Annotated in this window: 17 protein-coding genes; 8 read left to right on the top strand and 9 right to left on the bottom strand. The window is 55.6% G+C overall.

Going from position 1 to position 13,088, the window contains the following annotated elements; all coding sequences use genetic code 11:
• Positions 1-12: 12 nt before the first annotated feature.
• The 4 genes from KGP26_RS12945 to KGP26_RS12930 all read right to left on the bottom strand — a co-directional run bounded on the left by KGP26_RS12945 (position 13) and on the right by KGP26_RS12930 (position 2,492).
• Positions 13-810, bottom strand: a complete 798-nt coding sequence (locus tag KGP26_RS12945) for a molecular chaperone (protein WP_021804627.1) — start codon at positions 808-810, stop codon at positions 13-15.
• An 18-nt stretch (positions 811-828) separates the two neighbouring features.
• Complete coding sequence (locus KGP26_RS12940; protein WP_021804628.1) at positions 829-1,353, bottom strand: spore coat U domain-containing protein; 525 nt, start codon at positions 1,351-1,353, stop codon at positions 829-831.
• 11 nt (positions 1,354-1,364) lie between these two features.
• The gene (locus KGP26_RS12935; protein ID WP_021804629.1) at positions 1,365-1,883 is read right to left on the bottom strand and encodes a spore coat U domain-containing protein; all 519 of its coding nucleotides are present in this window, start codon (positions 1,881-1,883) and stop codon (positions 1,365-1,367) included.
• Between the two features lie 63 nt (positions 1,884-1,946).
• A complete protein-coding gene (locus tag KGP26_RS12930) occupies positions 1,947-2,492 on the bottom strand; it encodes a spore coat U domain-containing protein (RefSeq protein WP_021804630.1) in 546 nt (181 codons plus the stop codon).
• 507 nt (positions 2,493-2,999) lie between these two features.
• Here KGP26_RS12930 and KGP26_RS12925 point away from each other — a divergent pair.
• The gene (locus KGP26_RS12925) at positions 3,000-3,248 is read left to right on the top strand and encodes a DUF1480 family protein (RefSeq protein ID WP_223665548.1); all 249 of its coding nucleotides are present in this window, start codon (positions 3,000-3,002) and stop codon (positions 3,246-3,248) included.
• A 53-nt stretch (positions 3,249-3,301) separates the two neighbouring features.
• Here the strand turns inward: KGP26_RS12925 and KGP26_RS12920 are convergent, their stop codons facing one another.
• Both KGP26_RS12920 and KGP26_RS12915 read right to left on the bottom strand, forming a co-directional pair.
• The gene (locus KGP26_RS12920) at positions 3,302-3,907 is read right to left on the bottom strand and encodes a hypothetical protein (RefSeq protein ID WP_223665547.1); all 606 of its coding nucleotides are present in this window, start codon (positions 3,905-3,907) and stop codon (positions 3,302-3,304) included.
• Between the two features lie 3 nt (positions 3,908-3,910).
• Entirely contained in the window at positions 3,911-4,297 is a 387-nt protein-coding gene (locus tag KGP26_RS12915; protein ID WP_021804633.1) for an ASCH domain-containing protein, read from the bottom strand.
• A gap of 338 nt (positions 4,298-4,635) precedes the next feature.
• On the opposite strand from KGP26_RS12915, the gene yniD reads away from it, so the two are divergent.
• Positions 4,636-4,743, top strand: coding sequence for a small membrane protein YniD (gene yniD, locus KGP26_RS12910; RefSeq protein WP_223499378.1), 108 nt, complete (start codon positions 4,636-4,638; stop codon positions 4,741-4,743).
• Here the strand turns inward: yniD and KGP26_RS12905 are convergent.
• Positions 4,740-4,928, bottom strand: coding sequence for a hypothetical protein (locus tag KGP26_RS12905; RefSeq protein WP_059200596.1), 189 nt, complete (start codon positions 4,926-4,928; stop codon positions 4,740-4,742). The genes yniD and KGP26_RS12905 overlap by 4 nt on opposite strands.
• 172 nt (positions 4,929-5,100) lie before the next feature.
• Between KGP26_RS12905 and KGP26_RS12900 the strand changes: the two genes are divergently transcribed.
• Complete coding sequence (locus KGP26_RS12900) at positions 5,101-5,310, top strand: hypothetical protein (protein WP_223665546.1); 210 nt, start codon at positions 5,101-5,103, stop codon at positions 5,308-5,310.
• 151 nt (positions 5,311-5,461) lie between these two features.
• Here KGP26_RS12900 and KGP26_RS12895 read toward each other — a convergent pair whose 3' ends face one another.
• Both KGP26_RS12895 and KGP26_RS12890 read right to left on the bottom strand, forming a co-directional pair.
• A complete protein-coding gene (locus KGP26_RS12895; protein ID WP_223665545.1) occupies positions 5,462-6,034 on the bottom strand; it encodes a HutD family protein in 573 nt (190 codons plus the stop codon).
• Positions 6,034-7,404 (bottom strand): formimidoylglutamate deiminase, encoded by a 1,371-nt coding sequence (locus KGP26_RS12890; protein WP_223665544.1) that lies wholly within the window; start codon positions 7,402-7,404, stop codon positions 6,034-6,036. The genes KGP26_RS12895 and KGP26_RS12890 overlap by 1 nt, the downstream gene beginning before the upstream one ends.
• A gap of 183 nt (positions 7,405-7,587) precedes the next feature.
• Here KGP26_RS12890 and hutC point away from each other — a divergent pair, with 183 nt between their 5' ends.
• From hutC to KGP26_RS12865, 5 genes are all read left to right on the top strand, one after another.
• Entirely contained in the window at positions 7,588-8,343 is a 756-nt protein-coding gene (gene hutC / locus KGP26_RS12885; protein ID WP_021804639.1) for a histidine utilization repressor, read from the top strand.
• 198 nt (positions 8,344-8,541) lie between these two features.
• Positions 8,542-9,759 (top strand): imidazolonepropionase, encoded by a 1,218-nt coding sequence (hutI, locus tag KGP26_RS12880; protein WP_223665543.1) that lies wholly within the window; start codon positions 8,542-8,544, stop codon positions 9,757-9,759.
• Positions 9,759-10,556 carry an N-formylglutamate deformylase gene (gene hutG / locus KGP26_RS12875; protein ID WP_021804641.1) on the top strand — a complete coding sequence of 266 codons (798 nt, stop codon included), beginning with the start codon at positions 9,759-9,761 and terminating at the stop codon, positions 10,554-10,556. Before hutI ends, hutG begins: the two co-directional genes overlap by 1 nt.
• A gap of 347 nt (positions 10,557-10,903) precedes the next feature.
• Positions 10,904-12,436, top strand: coding sequence for a serine hydrolase (locus tag KGP26_RS12870; RefSeq protein ID WP_223665542.1), 1,533 nt, complete (start codon positions 10,904-10,906; stop codon positions 12,434-12,436).
• A 445-nt stretch (positions 12,437-12,881) separates the two neighbouring features.
• Positions 12,882-13,055: a hypothetical protein gene (locus KGP26_RS12865; RefSeq protein WP_021178238.1), complete on the top strand. Its 174-nt coding sequence runs from the start codon at positions 12,882-12,884 to the stop codon at positions 13,053-13,055.
• Positions 13,056-13,088: the final 33 nt, after the last annotated feature.

The following is a 13,088-nucleotide window of genomic DNA, read 5'->3' as shown; positions in this document are numbered from 1 at the left end:
CGCTTCCTGCCGCTATTCGCCGCGTGGAATGACGATGGGTTTGGTGTTATCGGCAATTTGCGCATTGAGTTGCGCACCAGGGCTAACCCCGGCAGGAACCGGCCAGCGCATCGACTGCCCAGGCAAGACGTAGCCCATAAAACCCGCGATCATGGTTTTCACGCCCTGCTGTTGGTTGCCTTTCTCTGACCAGAACACATTACTCAGCCGCGCATGCACAATGCCGCTATTACGCACCTGCAAATAGGTTTTCCCGCCGTCATTGACCGTGTGCCATTGCAATACTGGGCGCGTCGCCGTGGCGGCATCACGTTTGATATCGCTACGTTCGTTGGTCCATAAGCCGCCACCATCCATAAACAGCGGCAGCAGATAGCGCATCTGTAACTGCAGCCCGACCACCGCCTTACTTTGCCCCCCGGCAGCGCCGTTGATCGGCGACGGGATTTCATCAACGATGATGCGGTAGGCCTGCTCAGTATTGGCCGGTACCGGCGTATTGCGGATCAGCCTGATCAGTTGGCGTTGCCCCGGTGGTACGGTGGCAAAAGGTGGGCTGGCGACCACGTTATTCTGATCGGCATAGCGCTCGTTAAAATTTTCCTGTTTCCACGCCAGCACCCGCACCTGTAGAGAAACGGGTTCTGCCCCGCGATTTTCCAGCCATAAGGCGGAACCGTTCTGATCGGACTCAATGATTTGATACACCGGCCAGACCAGCACCGAGCTGGCGGCTTGTGCCGTGATTGAAGCACACAGGGTGTAACTCAATACTACAGCGCTGATAATACGGGTAAACAAGGTAGACATGGCTCATATCCTGATGATTCAATAAGTTAATGTTACGGTGACCGTATCGGTATAAGTGCCTGCCGAAGGCAGTGTGGTCACGGCGTATAACCGGGCATAAACCGGGTAAGTTTGTGTGGTGCTGGGAAAACTGGGGATAGACATCACCAATGCGCCATTGCCCCAGACCTGACTACGGTTGGCATCGCGAAACAGCTGATAACCCAGCGTGTCGCTATTGGCGCTGTTTTGCATAAAACGCCGGGTAGCGCTGCCCCCGTGGATGCCGTAATCCATGGCTATGCTGACGGTCGCTCCCGGCGTACAGGTCACTACCACCGAACCGGCACCGGCGGTGCTCACGGTATCAACATTACTGGCAAGGGTCGTCATGGTGCCAAAATTGATGGTGCCGAGGTTGGATGTGGGGCTGGAAAACGAGCTGCCAAAAGCACAGCCGTTGGTCAGGGTTGCCGTCACGGTAAAGGTGGTGGTAGTTGGCGTGGCAGCACGTAGCGCACCGCACATCATCAACGGCAGCATGAGCAAGGAGACATTGCGCATCAATGCCCCCGCTACCAGGACACGGTGACATTCACCGTATCCAGATAAATACCGGCTGCCGGTGTGGTTTGCGCGGGAACACGGCCATAGACGGTGTGCCATTGATCGGCTCCGTTGCCAGTGTCACTCAACCCGGTGGTGTTATCCCAAATCGTTCCACCAGGTTGGTTGGTGTAAAGGTTGTACAACACGCTAGCCGAGCTATTGGTGGTATTTACCATTTTGCGATTCGTAACCACGCCGCTGCTGCCCCCATCCAGCAAGATTTTATAACTCAGACCACTGACGCATTTGACACGGATTGAGCCGGCCAACTGGGCGCTGGTCGCGTTGATCACAGTGTTCACAGCGGCAAAATTGCCGAAATTCATCGTGCCAAAGCTGGTATTGCCAGACGTCGTTGTTCCCGCTTCACAGGCGGGCAGCAACGTAGCCGCAATACCGATCGTCGCCGCCTGGCCTAAGGAAATGTTGAGCAGCAAAGACTGCGACAAGATCGCTGGCAACAGCAGCAATACCCTGATCCCCATGCTCATTCCTTCCCGTATAGAAAACCAGCCAGGGGCTGATTCGCCCCCGACGGAATAACAGCCTTACCAGGAAAGCGTGGCGACTACGGTATCGTTGTAAGTCCCTGCGGTTGGTGTGGTACTGAGTTGGTCGCCAGGTAATACGCGGCCATAAATCGGGATGTTTTGCGCCGTGGTGCCCGTCGTTAAAGCAATCGGTGTATTAATGGCGATTTCCGTGGTACGTGCACTATCAGAATAGAGGCGATAAGGAATGGTGTCGCCGCCGGAACTCATGGCGCGCAGCCCGCCCGTTGCCGCCAGACCGCCATTGAGCGACAGCGTCGGGCTAAGGCCGTTGCTGCAGGTGATGGTGACCGCGCTGGAGCCATTGGCACCAAACACCGTACCGTTGATTACGCTGGTCAGATCGGAGTAACTGCCAAAGTTCAAGGTCCCCCATTGGTTGGTGCCGCCAGTCGCGCCGCCATTACCCACGGTACAGCCGCTACCGATCGTCAACTGAATACCGACTTGCCCTGTCAAGGTCCCCGCCGCCTGCACACCAGAAGCCAACGTCAAGGTTGCAGCAGCCAACAAGGCCAGTAATAAACGTTTTTTTTCGCCCATGATAACTCCCAATAACAACTTACACCGATGTGTATTCATGCAACCAGGTTGCGTATGGAAATTCTCTGGTGGACTCACGCACTGCCAAAAACTGCCAAAGGACGACGCTCAAGCCGGGTTCTGTTTTTTTGCAAGGGAACCCTGACGGTAACAACCTGATGAAACAGGCTATCGTGGTTAAATATAGATTAATAAATTTAGCTTAAGCGGAATTTATCTGCTTTGAATGAAATAAGAATAAAAAACCATTTTCCATGTTATTAACAAACTTTATTCCAACAAGGCGCGCTATACCTCGACTTTAAAATGGTTAAGGAGTGCGATAGTGAGTAACGTTAATATTTATCGTGACTATTAAGTAAGCATTGATGGTTGGGTCTAGTGCCACGGCAGCGTCCCGCGGACCAATGGCTACTTTTTTTGTGACTTTTTCGCCTGTTTGTCTATGCTTATTGGGTGGTCACAACTGGTCACACCTCATACCACTAGTTTCAGCAAGGAGTTCCAATGGACAAAACCGTCGTGAAAATAGGCAGCTTCGAGGTTGATGACGCGCATTTAACGCCAGCATCTGAACACGCCGAAGGGAAAAGCACCCTGGCGATCCCCTGCAAATCGGACCCCGACCTGTGCATGCAGCTAGACGGTTGGGACGAGCACACCAGTATTCCGGCTATGCTGGATGGCCAACAGTCGCTGCTGTACAAACAGCATTACGATCGACATGCGGATGCCTGGGTGATGCGGCTGGAGTAGAGAGGTTCAGGAGAAAGGACACGCCGTGTTCCCATTGGGCACGGCACGTTGTTTTATACGATGGCGATACCGCGCCCGGCAAAGAAGCGGCCAAAATCTGCCAGTGACATTGTCACCTTCTGGCGACTGGCAAGGCTATCACCGGAAGGATTATGAAAGGTAACGCTATGCCGATCTGCAGCGAACACCAACACTAGATGCCCACCCCGCGCTGGCGGCTGTGCCGCTGGCTGCCGGATACTCGGATGCACCGAGGCGATAAAATAGCGGTGTTGCTCCAGCAACTGCGGCAACTGACGTTCATCGAGATTGACTCGCACCTCTGCCGTTAGCGCAAACTGTTCACGCACAAACACCACAAAGGGCGCATAAATCAGCCCCTTGATCCGTTCGCCGTCGCGCACATAGGCCCCGTAAGGCATGCTGCGGCGTGCCAGCTCCAGCAAGGGCGGCGCCGTGCCATCCCGGTGCGTCAGCACCATTTTCAGACAGGCCATGCCGCACACGTGGTTGGCCCACTCGACATATTCCGCCTGGCTGGCCGCCCCGCTCAGCACCCAGTTGGCATCATCCGCCAACGTGGCACGCCCGGCAATCAGATCGGCAGCCAGCTCTGGCGTCGCCCATTGGCACTCGTAGGGCACTTCAGGCTGAGACATCACTCAGAATTTTTCGATAACCTTGAAATGCATCAACACCAGCGTCATATCCGGTGAGAACAGTTCATACTCTTCGAAGAAGCGTTTGTGCTCTTTGCGCCAGTAATCCAGCGAGCGATCGCCTTCCCCCTCAGCCAGAGCATGAGCAGCATCCACTTGCTCATAGGTGCTCATATCCACCTTCGTCAGCTCAATGGCGCACACCGGCTCATTCTTGCCGTCCACCACCACAAAGACATCGCCAGGCTGCGGAATACCTTCGCCATCCAGATTGGAACAGGTGGCGGTTTTGACGCCATCCAGCACCAGCTTCACCAACTCATCCGCCTGCTGTTCGGTATCACCAAACGCCCAACGTTCTACATTTTCATACTTTTCAGGAATGGCCATTGCTTTACCTTTATTGATTGAGTCACAGGTGCTCAGGCAATATTACACCGTATTCCCTCACGTCTGCATCCATCACGTTGCCGCACCGGCTCGCAGCCCCTGCTTTTTACCTGACTTTACGGTAAAGTTCTGTGCGTATCGCAGTGCAGCATTCATACTGTGGATCAACATGTCCTCAATGGCAGCCAACCTGCCAGGGCAATAAAATGAACCAGGCAGAGCAAGATCCCGATGACACCTTCAGTGATTTACTGAAAATCATCACAGTTATAGCCATCATCCTCATCGCTCTGGGTAGTTGGTATCTCTGCGTCTAAAGAAAAATAAGGAACCCCGAATTGCCAACCAAGCGTATGCGTACCAAACACTGGAAAATGTTTGTGATCCTGGTGCTGATCTGTCTGGCCCTGCTGCTATTGCGCTGGGCAGCTATCGTCTTCGGCTAATCCTGCATTTTGTTAACCGCCTCTCCCGCTCGGGTAGGAGGCGCTTTGGCCACTGGCTCCAACAGCTCACGCAAATAGGCGATGCGGGCCTCCCCCTGTGGTAGCCACCAACGGCACCAGCGGTTTTTCACTTCGGCATCTCGGCTAAGTTGATAATAAGCCGCTAATTGTTCGACCAGTTTCATGGTTGCGCCCCTCTCGTTGATTTGACCAATCCAGTATTGAATATAAAAACCAGAAGAAACACTGATGGGATGATCTTTATACTTCCGGTTTTATTTTCTCTATGGCCTGACGGCTGGCGTAGCCGGTTGGCAACTGCTACATTGAGCAAAAATCACCCAGCCGAGGTTAGCGATGAAGTTCTCGGAACAGGAGATCAAACCAGTATGGGATGAGGTTGCCCGATTGATTGGCGACAGCGTGATTCAGTTGCGTCATCGAGGCGAGGAATTGTCGGTGGAGAGCCTGTCCAGGCAGTTGGCGCAGCATCTGGCGGAAAGCCACGATATCGAGCAGCGCATCCTGATCGGTGCAGCGATCAACATGCTGAAAGAGGGAAAGTGAATCGCCAACCGAAATGGTTGGCGATCCTGTAAGAGCCCAAGGTATGCAAGCCCGGCCTCTCTTGGTGTTATATTCTCACGTCAGCCCTGGCAGAGTAATCGGAATAGTCCAGATTGGTGACAAAGAATGCGCAGGCTCGGCCTACAGCTCCCTATAACAGCGTGGCAGGCACGATATCGGCCCATAAGGCCCGCGCATCATTGCCCTGAGCCACCAGCCTTAGCGGGCCATCCCCTGGTAGCCACCAGCAACCCTGTCGTGCGGCCAGCAACTTGCCGTCTGGCAACTGCCATTGCCCTCGCAGCACATACAACACACCGGCATGCTGTAGCGATAGCCCGATGGTTTCAGCAATGCGTTGCACCTGCGCCTGGTAGTGACCACGCCGCGTCATGATGTTGAAGTCCTGGCTGCTGCCGCCCAATAATCTGGCCTCTAGCGACACATCCCCAGAGAAAGCAAACGGCTCACCGATGCGCTGCAACCGGTGATCGATCAGGCCTTCGCTGAACAAATGTACGCCATCGCCTTCCAGCAAAGTGATGGACCGGTCAATGCCGTTAAAGGCCGAGAAAGGCCCATTCTGCGCGATGGTAGCAATGCTGGCACGCCAGCCGAATTCGGTGTTGCCCGGCGGTTGGCAGGTAATTTCGCGAGTTTCTCCGCCGCCATTAACCCAAGGGCTCACCGGCAGCTCGGCAAAATCGAAACGGTTCAGTTTCATCACGCCTCCTGTTGGAACGTTTTCAGCACCTGTAGGAACTCAGCGCTGCTTTGTTGTTGCAACGCGTGACGCCCCTGCTCAATCACCTGCCGGCCTGCAACAAATACGTCGCGGATCTGCTCTTTGCCCCCGGCAAACAACCAGCGGTTGAGGATAGAGGCATCAGGCGCAGATGCCAGATACGGGTCCTCACCATCCAGCACCAACCAGTCCGCACGATAGCCTACCGCCAGCTTGCCAATTGCCGTACCACAGGCCTGAGCACCGCCCCGTAATGCCTGTTGATAAAGCACGTCTGCCACAGCGGGTTGCTCTGGCGTGGTCAGGCGGTTACGGCGCTGATCGCGCAGCCGCTGCCCATACTCAAACCAGCGTAACTCTTCTACCACGTTTAGGGAAACATGGCTGTCCGAACCGATCCCCCAGCGCCCCTGGTGGTGCAAATAAATGTCGCCTGGGAAAATGCCGTCTCCTAGATTCGCCTCGGTGGTCGGACATAATCCGGCCACAGCTTTGCTGTGAGCCAGTTGCTCAAGCTCCACACGATCCAGATGAGTGGCATGCACCAGACACCAGCGGCTATCCACCGGCAAATGTTCATACAGCCAGGCCACCGGGCGTTGACCGCTCCAGGCCAGGCAGTCGTTGACCTCTTTTTGCTGCTCGGCGATATGAATATGTACCGGCAAGGCCTGGTCAGAGGCCGCCAGGATCTGCTGCATCTGCCCCAGTTCAACCGCCCTCAGCGAATGGAAACATAACCCCTGATTCTGCAATGGCTGGCCTGCCAGTTGGCGGGCTATCACCTGTTGCTGTTCGAGGTAGCTCTCCGCACTCTGAATAAAGCGCCGTTGCCCCGCTTGCGCAGGCTGAGCACCAAACCCGGCGTAGCTGTAAAGCACCGGCAATAGTGTCATGCCAATGCCTGCCTGAAGCGCTGCCTCACTGAGGCGACCTGTCATCTCGCCCCGGTCGGCGTAGGCTTTTCCTTCCGGTGTGTGATGCAGATAATGGAACTCGGCAACCTGGGTGTAGCCGCCCTTGAGCATTTCGATATACAGTTGACGGGCGATAACCCCAACCTGCTCCGGGGTTAAGCGCTGAACCAGGCGATACATCAGATCGCGCCAGGTCCAGAAGCTGTCTTGTGGGTTGCCCGCGACTTCCGCCAGCCCCGCCATCGCGCGCTGGAAGGCATGAGAGTGCAGGTTCGGCATGCCCGGCACCACGTCGCCGTGCAGACGCAGGCAGCCGTCTGAGTCAGTATTGGGGGTCACTTGGGCCAATTGGCCGTGAGCATCGACTTCAAGCCGTACGTTATGGGCCCAACCGGTCGGAAGCAGTGCGCGAGAGGCAAAATAAGCAGGCATAGCAGTATTCCAAAGTAGGTGTAACGGCTAAGAACGCACGACTGTCACGCCGCGCAGGTAAAAAATTTGTAAACCAGTTTCATTCATCTGGTGAACGGACGCTTACTTGTATATACATATACATATCTTCAACATCAACAGTAAACTGGTGTTATTATTTTTTTATTTGACGAGGTTAACGTCGTGGTAGATCAACAGACCGTGTTGCAGCTGGCTGCAGCAATGAGCGAAACCCCCGCCCCGATCTATCAACGGGTCAAACAGGCCATCGTAAGCCAAATCCGTGCGGGCCACTGGCAGCCGCACCAACGCGTTCCCTCGGAAAGTGAACTGGTCAGCGAGCTGGGCGTCAGCCGCATGACCATCAACCGGGCCTTGCGTGAATTGACCAGCGAGGGCTTTTTGATCCGCATGCAGGGCGTTGGCACCTTCGTGGCCGAGGCCAAGGCACACACCGCGTTGCTGGAAGTACATAATATCGCCGATGAGATCGCCGCCCGAGGGCACCGCCACAGCAGTAAAATTTTGCAGCTGACCGCCCGCCCGGCCAGCGCAGAGGAGGCGACGGCATTGGGGATCCCGCCGGGCCAGCAGCTGTTCTACTCGCAGATTGTGCATTATGAAAATGACGTGCCGGTGCAGGTGGAAGATCGCTGCGTCAACCCGCTGGCAGCCCCAGATTATATGAAGCAGGATTTTGATCGGGTCACGCCCTATATTTACCTGACCCAGTCCGCTCCGCTGACCGCAGGTGAACATATTGTCGAAGCCGTGGTGCCAACCAAGCAAGAGCGCGAACTGCTGCAATTGGAAGACCACGAGCCGGGCCTGCTGATCCATCGTCGCACCTGGTCTGGCAAAATGGTGGTGACCTCTGCCCGCCTGCTCTATCCAGGCAGCCGCTATCAGCTGTTTGGCCGTTTTATCAATCAGGTTTAAGTTGGACAGAGCGTGCTACCCAGGGGGCGCAGTTTATGTGCAGCGCCCCTAGTGCCGTTTCCGGTACCGCTAGACCCTGCCTTTTTCGCGTTTCATCACATCTCGGTAACAAATATTTATCCCCTCTCTTGTCGCAGCCCGGCGAATGCGCTAGGTTGTTTTTAATTGTATATACAACCATGTGGGAGCGGGAACACCATGACGTCTGAGATCCACTGCGACAGCCTGTGGCACGGGGCCGATATCGTCACCATGCGTGACGGCAAGTATCACATCATCAGCAACGGGGCGATCGCCGTACGCGCAGGCAAGATTGTCTGGATGGGTGAACAGGCCGCCATGCCAGCCTTGGCCGCGACCAAAACGGTGAAGCTTGACGGTGGCATCATCACCCCCGGCCTGGTGGATTGCCACACGCACCTGGTGTTTGGCGGCAACCGCAGTGGTGAGTTTGAACAACGTTTGAACGGGGTGAGCTACGCAGAGATTGCCGCTCAGGGCGGTGGGATTATCTCCACGGTCAAGGCCACGCGCGATGCACAAGAAGAGTTGTTGCTGGAACAAGCCTTGTTCCGCCTGCGGCCATTGCTGGCAGAGGGTGTCACCTGCGTAGAAATCAAATCCGGCTACGGCTTAACGCTGGCAAGCGAGTTGAAAATGCTACGTGTCGCACGTCGTCTGGCAGAAATATTACCTGTCGAAGTGAAAACCACCTGCCTGGCCGCTCATGCCCTGCCACCGGAATATGCCGGACGCAGCGACGACTATATCGATCTGGTGTGCAATACCATCATCCCTGAAGCCGCAGCAGCAGGTCTGGCAGATGCAGTAGACGCGTTTTGCGAACATCTGGCCTTCTCCCCTGAGCAGGTTGAGAGGGTTTTCGCAGCCGCAGAACAAGCTGGCCTGCCGGTGAAACTGCACGCGGAGCAGCTTTCGGCTCTGGGTGGCAGCACATTGGCGGCACGGCATCATGCCCTTTCCGCCGATCACCTGGAATATGCCACCGAACAAGATGCAATGGCGATGGCAGCGGCCGGAACCGTGGCGGTACTGTTACCGGGGGCCTACTACTTGTTACGAGAAACGCAGTGCCCACCGGTTGAGCTGTTCCGCAAACACGGCGTCAAGATGGCCATTGCCAGTGATGCCAACCCTGGCACCTCACCCGCACTATCGCTGCGTCTGATGATTAATATGGCCTGCACCCTGTTCCGCCTAACGCCGGAAGAAGCGCTGGCAGGCGTCACGCTGCATGCCGCCAAGGCTTTGGGCCTGCAGGAAACCCACGGCTCGCTGGAAGTGGGCAAAGTGGCCGATTTTGTTCACTGGCCGCTGGCACGCCCGGCAGAGCTGGCTTACTGGTTGGGCGGCCAACTGCCCTGCACGGTGATTTTCCGAGGAGAAGTCCGTTAATGATTTGCGATCCTTTCGAGTTCCAGAGCGGCCAACTGCCGCTGTTGATCAGTATTCCCCATGCTGGCACCCGCTTGACGCCAGCGGTTGAGAAAGGGCTCACCGATGAGGCCCGCCCCCTGCAAGACACCGACTGGCATATTCCACGGCTGTACGATTTTGCCCGTGCCATGGGTGCCAGCATCCTGGTGGGTAACTATTCGCGCCTGGTGATTGACCTCAACCGGCCGGCAGATGACAAACCGCTCTACACCACCGCCACCACCGGTCTGTTTCCGGATGTGTTGTTCGATGGCCGCCCCAGTTTTCTGCCGGACGCAGCCCCTTCGGACGAAGAACGGGCCGGATACCTGCAGAACATCTGGCAGCCCTACCATCAGCAACTACAGAATGAGCTGACACGGCTAAAAGCCCAACACGGTTACGCCTTACTGTTTGACGCCCACTCGATCGCCTCCGTGATACCGCGCCTGTTCGACGGCAAGCTACCCGATCTCAACCTGGGCACCAACGGGGGTGAAAGCTGCCCTTCCTCACTGAGTGACAGGCTGGTCACCTGTTGTCAGCAACAACAACAGTTCAGCCACGTGCTCAACGGGCGCTTTAAAGGGGGCTACATTACCCGTGCCTATGGTCAACCGCAGGAAAACCAGCACGCGGTGCAGCTGGAGCTGGCGCAGGTGAACTATATGTCCGAGCAGACATTTGAGTTTGATGCCGCCCGTGCCGCACCTTTACAACGCCTGTTGCAGCAGATGATAGAAAGCATGCTGGCCTGGGGCGAGCAACAACGCTAATCCGCCACAACTCCGGTGCCGCTATCGCGCCGGGGTCAACCTTGCCCTCACCGATATCCCCTCCTGTCTTTCATACCCTTCCATGACGATTTGAGCACTGCATCCCAATTTTGATGGAAAGGTGACCCACTGGTCTGAACAGCGCACAAAACAGCGGCCCGTGACTTTTGCCTTGCGCCACAATTGGGCCTCTTTCATCCCATGCCCACCCGTTGCAGGCCAGAGATCAGGGATTGAAAGACCACCCTTGCCTTACCCGCCATCCACGTCTCTATCGTGGCTGTGGTAGACACTCGTGTGTAGTCGGCCACGGTGATGTGTGGCGTTCGTTATCTCAGGAGGAAACTATGTCTGACACCCCGCACTGGCGCGCCGCACAGGCAACCGCCGCTCAACTGTTGGCAGGCTGGCAAACCGCAGGCCAACCCGGTGGGGCTATCACCCTGTTTGACACTGATAACACCCAGGCAGTGGTGTGTGCTGGGCTGGCCGATCTGGCACGCCGCGATCCTTTCACTGCTGATACCGTGGTGCGCTATGCCTCCATCACCAAACATATTTTTGCCGCGCTGGCGCTTAATGCCACCGATAACGCTCTGCAGCTTGACGATCGCCTTGGCAGTCTACTGCCCGAATTGCAGGGACAATTGGCGGAGGTGACGGTAGGCCAGGCTTTGGACATGACCAGCGGGCTACCCGATATTCGGCAAACGCTGGGGCTGCTTGGCGTCTCGGTCAACACCGTCAGTGAGGCCCAGCCAGTAATGGAGTTTATCCATGGTTTAACCCGGCTCAACTATCCGCTAGGCAGTGAGATCACCTACACCAATACCGGCTACCGCCTGGTAGAAGCGGCGCTGAAGACTAAAGGGTACGCTTTTGATGATCTGGTTCAGCAGCATCTGGCCCGCCCTCTGGACGTACAGCTACAAGCACCCGAAAGCTGGTTTGATGTGGTGTCTGGGCTAGCTCCCGGCTATTGGCATACGGCCAATGGTTGGCAACAGACCAGCGCCGGCTTGCATCTCTCCGCCTCTGGCAGCCTGACAGGGAGCGCCAACGCCCTCACCCGCTGGTTGCAATGCCTGCTGGCCAATAACGGCCCTGGCAAAGGGGTCCTGACGCAGCTAAGTGCCCCGCGTCGGCTCAGCCAGGGCCAAGTCAGCCGTTACGGACTAGGGCTGGCGCAAACGCCGCTTGGCAGCCAGATATTGCTCGGCCATGGCGGTTCTCATGCCGGTTATAAGACCTATTTTCTGCTAGCGCCTGACCGGCAAGCAGGTGCCCTGCTGGTCGCCAACCGTGAAGATTGTGACAGCTTTGCCATCATTTTACAGGTGATGGCGGCGCTGTTGAACGAACCGCTGCCCCAACGTAGCACGGCGATCCCAGATGGCATCTACGCCACCCGGGCGGAACCCTATTGGTTGGAAGTTAAAGGGGGCAACGTGGCCTATCTGGGCTCCAACGAACCGCTGTATCAAAGTGAAGACGGTTATGCAGTATCGCTCTCGGCCCATCAGCCAATGCACCTTAAGTGGACAGGTGAAGCCATAGAAGGTGAAGTTGGCCACGTTGCACGCCGCTTTCTGCCGGTCGCTAGCGAAACGGTTTGTCTCAAGCAGGTTCAAGGGCACTGGTATCATCCACAATACCGCACCGCGTTTGAAATTTGCGGCAACCAGATCCACATCGGGGTCGGCCCGGCGGTGCAAACCGGCACCCTAAGTTCGCTGGGGGATGGGAGGATATTGGTTGAAAGCAACGATGGGCCCAACCTGAATCGGTTTTGTCTGTATTTCCGCGGTTACCAGGTCGATCTGATCGCCAGCCGCAGCCGTGTACTCACGTTCAAAAAGAACATTTGCGCCCGAGCGTAAAGGTTCGCCGTGCCATGACGGGGCGCTGCATGCTGCGCCCGCCTATCAGCCCGACATATCATTCACACCAATTATTAAAAAACAGATCGTGGCTATCAGGCAAAAAATTGTTCACGCGCAAAACTACTCATGATATCCGAGCAAATGCCGTAGATTTTTCTTGCGACAAAATAAGCCATCCAGTAATTTTAGTCGGCCACAGAAATGAGTAAACCTGCTCTTTTTCGTTGCACCTCAAAACCCATCTTATGTCATCGATAAATGATACTACTCAATTTCCCGCCGTCCCGTGCGGGATTTCTTTTACTACTTTTCACTACTATAACGCCACTTTTTAGTCTTTTTTGTTGCTGTTTTGTTGCGAATAATTTACCTTTAGGTCTTGAAAAGCTCAACCACTCAGCGTGGCGAAACCGCTATTTCTGGGCGTTTAGGAGTTATAACCATGCACATGACGTTGATGGAGTACATCCAGCTGCACTTCAATGGTGATATTTATCGCTATGCGCAATTTGAAGGTGTCAGCCGTGAGCAAATCCTCAAGTGGATCGACAATGAGTGCTACGTTATCAAGGGTAAATTGGTTATGCCGGTTAAACATTTACCCGCGGAAAGTTAGCCATAATGATGAAAAAAAACCCCGCCAACGCGG

The organism is Serratia sp. JSRIV002 (assembly GCF_019968725.1).
Taxonomy (GTDB): Bacteria; Pseudomonadota; Gammaproteobacteria; order Enterobacterales; family Enterobacteriaceae; genus Chania; species Chania fonticola_B.
The sequence above is the reverse complement of the archived record's forward strand: the minus strand, read 5'-3'. Positions and strand labels throughout refer to the sequence as shown.

What these genes read in the sequence shown, in the direction of transcription:
- hutI (WP_223665543.1), top strand. Translation starts at nt 8,542, where the DNA reads ATGACGTCTGAGATCCACTGCGACAGCCTGTGGCACGGGGCCGATATC.
- KGP26_RS12915 (WP_021804633.1), bottom strand. Translation starts at nt 4,297, where the DNA reads ATGGCCATTCCTGAAAAGTATGAAAATGTAGAACGTTGGGCGTTTGGT.
- KGP26_RS12905 (WP_059200596.1), bottom strand. Translation starts at nt 4,928, where the DNA reads ATGAAACTGGTCGAACAATTAGCGGCTTATTATCAACTTAGCCGAGAT.
- KGP26_RS12895 (WP_223665545.1), bottom strand. Translation starts at nt 6,034, where the DNA reads ATGAAACTGAACCGTTTCGATTTTGCCGAGCTGCCGGTGAGCCCTTGG.
- hutG (WP_021804641.1), top strand. Translation starts at nt 9,759, where the DNA reads ATGATTTGCGATCCTTTCGAGTTCCAGAGCGGCCAACTGCCGCTGTTG.
- KGP26_RS12870 (WP_223665542.1), top strand. Translation starts at nt 10,904, where the DNA reads ATGTCTGACACCCCGCACTGGCGCGCCGCACAGGCAACCGCCGCTCAA.
- KGP26_RS12900 (WP_223665546.1), top strand. Translation starts at nt 5,101, where the DNA reads ATGAAGTTCTCGGAACAGGAGATCAAACCAGTATGGGATGAGGTTGCC.
- KGP26_RS12920 (WP_223665547.1), bottom strand. Translation starts at nt 3,907, where the DNA reads ATGTCTCAGCCTGAAGTGCCCTACGAGTGCCAATGGGCGACGCCAGAG.
- KGP26_RS12890 (WP_223665544.1), bottom strand. Translation starts at nt 7,404, where the DNA reads ATGCCTGCTTATTTTGCCTCTCGCGCACTGCTTCCGACCGGTTGGGCC.
- KGP26_RS12865 (WP_021178238.1), top strand. Translation starts at nt 12,882, where the DNA reads ATGCACATGACGTTGATGGAGTACATCCAGCTGCACTTCAATGGTGAT.
- KGP26_RS12935 (WP_021804629.1), bottom strand. Translation starts at nt 1,883, where the DNA reads ATGGGGATCAGGGTATTGCTGCTGTTGCCAGCGATCTTGTCGCAGTCT.
- KGP26_RS12930 (WP_021804630.1), bottom strand. Translation starts at nt 2,492, where the DNA reads ATGGGCGAAAAAAAACGTTTATTACTGGCCTTGTTGGCTGCTGCAACC.
- KGP26_RS12945 (WP_021804627.1), bottom strand. Translation starts at nt 810, where the DNA reads ATGTCTACCTTGTTTACCCGTATTATCAGCGCTGTAGTATTGAGTTAC.
- KGP26_RS12925 (WP_223665548.1), top strand. Translation starts at nt 3,000, where the DNA reads ATGGACAAAACCGTCGTGAAAATAGGCAGCTTCGAGGTTGATGACGCG.
- KGP26_RS12940 (WP_021804628.1), bottom strand. Translation starts at nt 1,353, where the DNA reads ATGCGCAATGTCTCCTTGCTCATGCTGCCGTTGATGATGTGCGGTGCG.